Source organism: Dyella sp. (assembly GCF_035486915.1).
Lineage (GTDB): Bacteria > Pseudomonadota > Gammaproteobacteria > Xanthomonadales > Rhodanobacteraceae > Dyella_B.
In genome coordinates this window covers 1-5,175 of sequence record NZ_DATHMR010000055.1, presented here as the reverse complement: position 1 = coordinate 5,175, position 5,175 = coordinate 1, and the positions used below count along the sequence as shown (strand labels likewise).

General features: G+C 59.8%; 7 protein-coding genes. 2 read left to right on the top strand and 5 right to left on the bottom strand.

Annotation, left to right across the window (positions count from 1 at the left end; all coding sequences use genetic code 11):
- Together VK725_RS04875 and VK725_RS04870 are read right to left on the bottom strand one after the other, a co-directional pair.
- The coding region (locus VK725_RS04875; RefSeq protein ID WP_325316932.1) for a hypothetical protein at positions 1-344 on the bottom strand (344 nt) is incomplete at its 3' end.
- Between the two features lie 122 nt (positions 345-466).
- Positions 467-808, bottom strand: coding sequence for a DUF6249 domain-containing protein (locus VK725_RS04870; RefSeq protein ID WP_325316931.1), 342 nt, complete (start codon positions 806-808; stop codon positions 467-469).
- A gap of 142 nt (positions 809-950) precedes the next feature.
- On the opposite strand from VK725_RS04870, the gene VK725_RS04865 reads away from it, so the two are divergent.
- Both VK725_RS04865 and VK725_RS04860 read left to right on the top strand, forming a co-directional pair.
- On the top strand, positions 951-1,523 hold the full coding sequence (locus tag VK725_RS04865; RefSeq protein WP_325316930.1) for an RNA polymerase sigma factor: 573 nt from the start codon (positions 951-953) through the stop codon (positions 1,521-1,523).
- A complete protein-coding gene (locus VK725_RS04860; RefSeq protein ID WP_325316929.1) occupies positions 1,520-1,966 on the top strand; it encodes a hypothetical protein in 447 nt (148 codons plus the stop codon). The genes VK725_RS04865 and VK725_RS04860 overlap by 4 nt, the downstream gene beginning before the upstream one ends.
- Positions 1,967-1,980: 14 nt before the next feature.
- Here the strand turns inward: VK725_RS04860 and VK725_RS04855 are convergent, their stop codons facing one another.
- From VK725_RS04855 to sufC, 3 genes are all read right to left on the bottom strand, one after another.
- The gene (locus VK725_RS04855) at positions 1,981-3,225 is read right to left on the bottom strand and encodes a cysteine desulfurase (RefSeq protein ID WP_325316928.1); all 1,245 of its coding nucleotides are present in this window, start codon (positions 3,223-3,225) and stop codon (positions 1,981-1,983) included.
- Positions 3,226-3,236: 11 nt separating this feature from the next.
- Positions 3,237-4,550: a Fe-S cluster assembly protein SufD gene (sufD, locus tag VK725_RS04850; protein WP_325316927.1), complete on the bottom strand. Its 1,314-nt coding sequence runs from the start codon at positions 4,548-4,550 to the stop codon at positions 3,237-3,239.
- Positions 4,547-5,175, bottom strand: a 629-nt coding sequence (sufC, locus tag VK725_RS04845) for a Fe-S cluster assembly ATPase SufC (protein ID WP_325316926.1), incomplete at its 5' end; no start/stop codon positions are given. The genes sufD and sufC, both read right to left, overlap by 4 nt.

Here is a 5,175-nt window from a genome sequence, read left to right as displayed (position 1 = left end):
CCAAAATGCACGCTGTCGATGCGCAAACCAGGTCGATAAACCTGGATGGTGCACAGATTGACATTGCGCGTCGTGACCCGCTCTCCGTTCGAAAGTCGCGTCTGAAGATCGAACAAGCAACCATAGCCACCGTGCACATCAATCATCATCGCCGCTCCGTATTTGAATGGCTGCTCTGGGTCGTCCAAATCCAGCTTCGTTCCAGACCCGCTGCCAGCTGGCGACACAGTAAACGACACAATCCGGCTCGACATGTCGTTAAAGAGTTTGAAGCGATGAACCGATTGCGCCATCGCAAGACCTGGAATGCACAGCAAACCTAGGGTTATCCATCGCAGATGCATAGCGTTCTCCAGAAAAAGAGCGCAGGAATCCCCAGGCGGCATGAGGACATGCCACCGTTGTTGCCTGACTCAACAATACGGGGGAAAAGCCCGGCGAAGATGCCGGGCAGCAGACGCATTAACTAGGGTGTGATGCGTCGCGCGGCGAAGAAATAAATGAGGTTGCTCAATCCAAATGCGCAGAGCAGAACAGCGAGTGCGCCGGGTGTGATATCGGTCCAGCCTGCCCATTGAATGATTGCGAAGCCCAGTCCTCCGAGCAGCAGCAGCAGTCCCCAGCGCAGCGAGCTCATGCGCCCGCGGTGGTCGTCACCGCGTATTACCGATTCGATGAGTTCCTTCGACTCGGATGCTTGCAACATCTTGATACGCACACGGGCATCGACCAGCAATTTGATCACGTAGGTCACGCCGAACGTTACGCATAGAAACAACAAAACCGGAATAACCGTTCCCTTATCCATCGACTTCTCCCGAGTCAGCATGCACCGGTATTGGCGCTTTCAGGGATATAGATACAGCTATCCTTTGCCCGGTTGCAGCTGCCTCATTGCAACCGAATTCGTCTTGCCTGTATCTGTAAGGTATCAGGGAACCCGATGCTGCATGAGCCATTCCACGGACCGTCCATTGGTTGAAGCCGTTCTGGCGAATGCGCCCGGCGCGTTCGAACGGCTCGTGCGCGAGCATCAGGATCTGTGCTGGCACATCATCTACCGCATGGTCCGTCACCCAGAGGATGCACGCGACCTGTGCCAGGACACGTTCTTGCGCGTACATCGCACCCTGCATCAATACCGCTACGAAAGTGCACTGAAGTCGTGGATCGGACGTATCGCCTACAACATCGCGCTGCGTCATCTGGAACGCAAGCGCATCGCCGTTTTCGAAACCGTCCAGGGCGACGATCTGCCTCCCCTGGTCGAGAACGTAAGCGACGGCTTCGACCTGGAGGCCGCCTATGCTGACCGCGACATGGCCGTACGCCTGCATGCAGCCATCGAAACCTTACCGCCGCTGCAGCGCACGGTACTCACGCTCTATCATCTGGACGAATTGCCGATCGGCGACATCGCCGCCATCACCGGCCTCGCCATCGGCACAATCAAAAGCCATCTGTTTCGCACGCGTCTACACTTGCGCGAAGTGCTCGAATCCGCGCATGGAGTCCTGCCATGAACCACACACCGCAACCGCCACGCAACGAAGCCGAAGAACGCGAATGGCTGATGCAGGAAAGGGCCGCCGAAGCGGGGCGCCTTGGAGCCCAACCGGGCGATGCAACATCGACACCTTACGACGCGATCGCGCGCGCATTGCGTCAACCGCCCAATGAAAGCCTTCCAACCGACTTTGCCCACCACGTCGCCGAGCATGCGCGGCGACGCGCGTCCGCCAATATGTACTTGGAACTAGTGCTTAGCTGGACGCTATGCGGCGTCTTGATGGCGATGCTAGCGGGTCTGGTAATGCATTTCGGCACAGATTGGTTGAAGCTTGCTCAATCCACGTTGCCGTTGCGTGCGATGGCGAATAAATGGATCGTGGTGCTCGTCGCCTGCCTGCTTGTATTCAATCTCATCGGCAGGCTGCTCGATGCACGGGAACGAACCGCACACTGAGCAACCACGGTTCGTCACATCAACAGCTTTCGGACCTTAAGCAACGCCGTGATGAAAGCATCGACTTCTTCGCGCGTGTTATAGAACGCAAGCGATGCGCGCAGCGTGGCGGGAACACCGTAGAACTGCATCAGCGGATGCGCGCAGTGGTGGCCGGAGCGAACAGCCACTCCCTCGAGATCGAGCAAGGTGGCCATGTCGGTCGCCTGCGCACCTTCGATAAGGAAGGAAATCACCGGCTCCTTTTCCGCCGCTTCGCCAAAAATGCGCAGCCCTGGAATCTCACGCAGGCGTTCGGTGGCGTAAACCAGCAAGTCGTGCTCCCATGCCCGAATGGCGTCGAAGCCGATCGACTGCACATAGTCGATGGCGGCACCTACGCCCGCGAATCCGGCAATGTTCGGCGTGCCGGCTTCGAATTTATGCGGCGGCTCGGCGAAGGTGGTGCCGTCGAAGCGCACTTCGCGAATCATTTCGCCGCCGCCAAAGAACGGCGGCATGGATTGCAGATGCTCGCGCTTGGCCCATAAGCCGCCTGTGCCGGTCGGCGCCAGCATTTTGTGGCCGGTGAATGCGTAAAAATCGCAGCCGAGGGCCTGTACGTCGACAGGCCGATGCGGCAACGCCTGCGAACCATCCACCAGCAGCGGGATACCGCGCCGGCGGCATTCGCGCGCAATCTCGCGCACGGGGTTGACCGTACCGAGCACGTTGGAAACGTGCGTCACGCAGGCCAGCTTCACGTCCGGCGTGAGCATTTCAAAAAACTTTTCGAGGATAAGCTCGCCGCGCTCATCGATCGGTGCGGCTTTCACAGTTGCACCTGCGCGTGCCGCGACAAGCTGCCACGGCACGATATTGGCGTGATGCTCCATCACCGTGGTGAGAATCACATCGCCCTGCTTCAGGCGCGGCAACGCGAAGCTGTAAGCCACTGTATTCATCGACTGCGTGGTACCGGAGGTAAGCACGATGTCGTTGCGTGAGGCAGCGTTGATCCACGCCGCGAGCTTGTCGCGCGCACCTTCGTAAGCAGCGGTCGCCTCTTCACCCAACTGATGAACGGCGCGCGCCACGTTCGCATTGTGCTCACGATAGTGACGATCGACCGCCTCGATCACCTGCAGCGGTTTCTGGCTGGTATTGGCGTTATCGAAATACACCAGCGGCTTGCCATGCACCTTGCGGCTCAGCAGCGGAAAATCCGCGCGTATGCGCTGGACGTCGAAGTCGAGAGGCTGATTGGGCTTGGCGTTCATGAGGGATCGATTTACGGCAGGTGTGCGATCAGCGCTTCAGAGAAGTGCTCGCGCAAGGATTCATTGGGTAGCGATGCAAAAACCGAACGACAGAACGCCGCAGTAAGCAACGCGCGCGCTTCGGCGTACGGCAGACCACGCGAGCGCAGGTAGAACAACGCGCGCTCGTCGAGCTGACCTATCGTGGCGCCATGCGCGGCTTTCACTTCGTCCGCATAGATTTCGAGTTCTGGCTTGGTATCGATCTCCGCAAGCCCCGACAACAGCAGGTTCTTATTGCTGAGAGACGCATCACTTCCATCCGCGCCTTGCGCAACGACGATGGCGCCACGGAACACGCCGTGAGCGCGCTCATCGGCCACGCCACGCCACGTCGACTCCGACGCGGTATGGAGTGCCTGATGGCGGATCGACAACTGCGTATCGATATGCTGACGGCCACGCAGTACGAATACGCCACGCGTATCCAGACGAGCTTCATCGCCACGAAGCTCGGCATGCAGGTCGTGACGCACCAGTGCACCGCCAAGTTCCAGCACATGCAGCGCAGCGTGCGCCTTGGCACCGAGATGCAAGCTGCTGCGACGAATCAAGGTGCTTTCTTCGGCGGCGTTCTGGAGCAGGGCGTGCTGGAGGCGTGCACCGTCGTGCAGAACAATATCGGCGACCACCGTACCAAGATGCTTGTGCGCGATATTGGACACGTGATGCTCGACGAGATCGAGCTCCGCGCCCTCGCCCAATTCGATGACATTGCGCAGATGCCACGCAAGATCGCCTTCTGCCGGCGTCCCGACAAAGCACAGCTGCACAGGCTTGCCGATGTGCGCACCCGCCGGAACGCGAAGCACGACACCATCGCCCGCCAGCGCCGCATTCAGACGCGCGAATGCATCGCTCGTTTCACGATAGTGACGACTCAAGGCAAAACGCAGCGGTTCGGGATCGTTGGCCAGCACCTGCGAAAGGGGTTGCAACACCAAACCGGCTGGGAGCGTTTCGAGGCGCGAAAGGTCCGCACGGAAAACACCGTTGACGAAAACCAGCCGCGGACCATCGACGCCCGGAAGCGCGAGTTCCTTCGCAGCAACGCTGCGGGTCAAGGCGCCTGGATCGCCATGCGCAAATCGGCGCTGACCCAATGCACGCAGTGCTGTGTATTTCCACGCCTCGGCGCGCGTGTCGGGCAATCCTGCCGCGATAAACGCTTCGAGATTTTCACGGCGTGCCGCATCCAGCCACGCGTGGCCGCTACCGGCCAAACGCACGCTTTCGATGTCGCGCAGGCCATCGATAAACGGAACCGGTGCCGGTGTCGGACTCATGCACGCGCCTCGGAAGCCAGAGGCGGATCGCGATCGGCAACCCAGGCGTAACCGTGTTCTTCAAGCTTCAGAGCCAGCGTCCTGTCGCCGCTTTCGACAATGCGGCCATCGGCGAGCACATGCACGAAATCCGGTTCGATGTAGTCGAGCAAGCGCTGGTAGTGAGTGATCAAAAGGACAGCGCGATCCGGCGAACGCAACGTATTGACACCCTGTGCCACCTGCTTGAGCGCATCGATATCCAGGCCCGAATCGGTTTCGTCGAGGATCGCCAGCTTCGGCTCGAGCACCGCCATCTGGAAAATCTCATTACGCTTTTTCTCACCGCCCGAGAAACCTTCGTTGACGGCGCGATGCAGCAGCTCGTCGGAGATCTGCATGATCTTCAGCTTCTCGCGCACCAGCTTGAGGAACTGCATGGAGTCCAGTTCCGGCTCCCCGCGCTGCTTGCGCTGCGCATTGAGCGCGGCGCGCAGGAAGTAGGTGTTGTTCACGCCGGGGATTTCCACCGGGTACTGGAAGGCCAGGAACACGCCGGCAGCGGCGCGCTCTTCCGGCTCCAGCGCCAGCAGGTCGCGGCCTTCGAAGATCACCGAGCCTTCGGTGACTTCGTAACCTTCACGCC

Excerpts from the sequence above, each read along its gene's own strand:
- VK725_RS04870 (WP_325316931.1), bottom strand. The coding sequence starts at position 808 with ATGGATAAGGGAACGGTTATTCCGGTTTTGTTGTTTCTATGCGTAACG.
- VK725_RS04865 (WP_325316930.1), top strand. The coding sequence starts at position 951 with ATGAGCCATTCCACGGACCGTCCATTGGTTGAAGCCGTTCTGGCGAAT.
- VK725_RS04860 (WP_325316929.1), top strand. The coding sequence starts at position 1,520 with ATGAACCACACACCGCAACCGCCACGCAACGAAGCCGAAGAACGCGAA.
- VK725_RS04855 (WP_325316928.1), bottom strand. The coding sequence starts at position 3,225 with ATGAACGCCAAGCCCAATCAGCCTCTCGACTTCGACGTCCAGCGCATA.
- sufD (WP_325316927.1), bottom strand. The coding sequence starts at position 4,550 with ATGAGTCCGACACCGGCACCGGTTCCGTTTATCGATGGCCTGCGCGAC.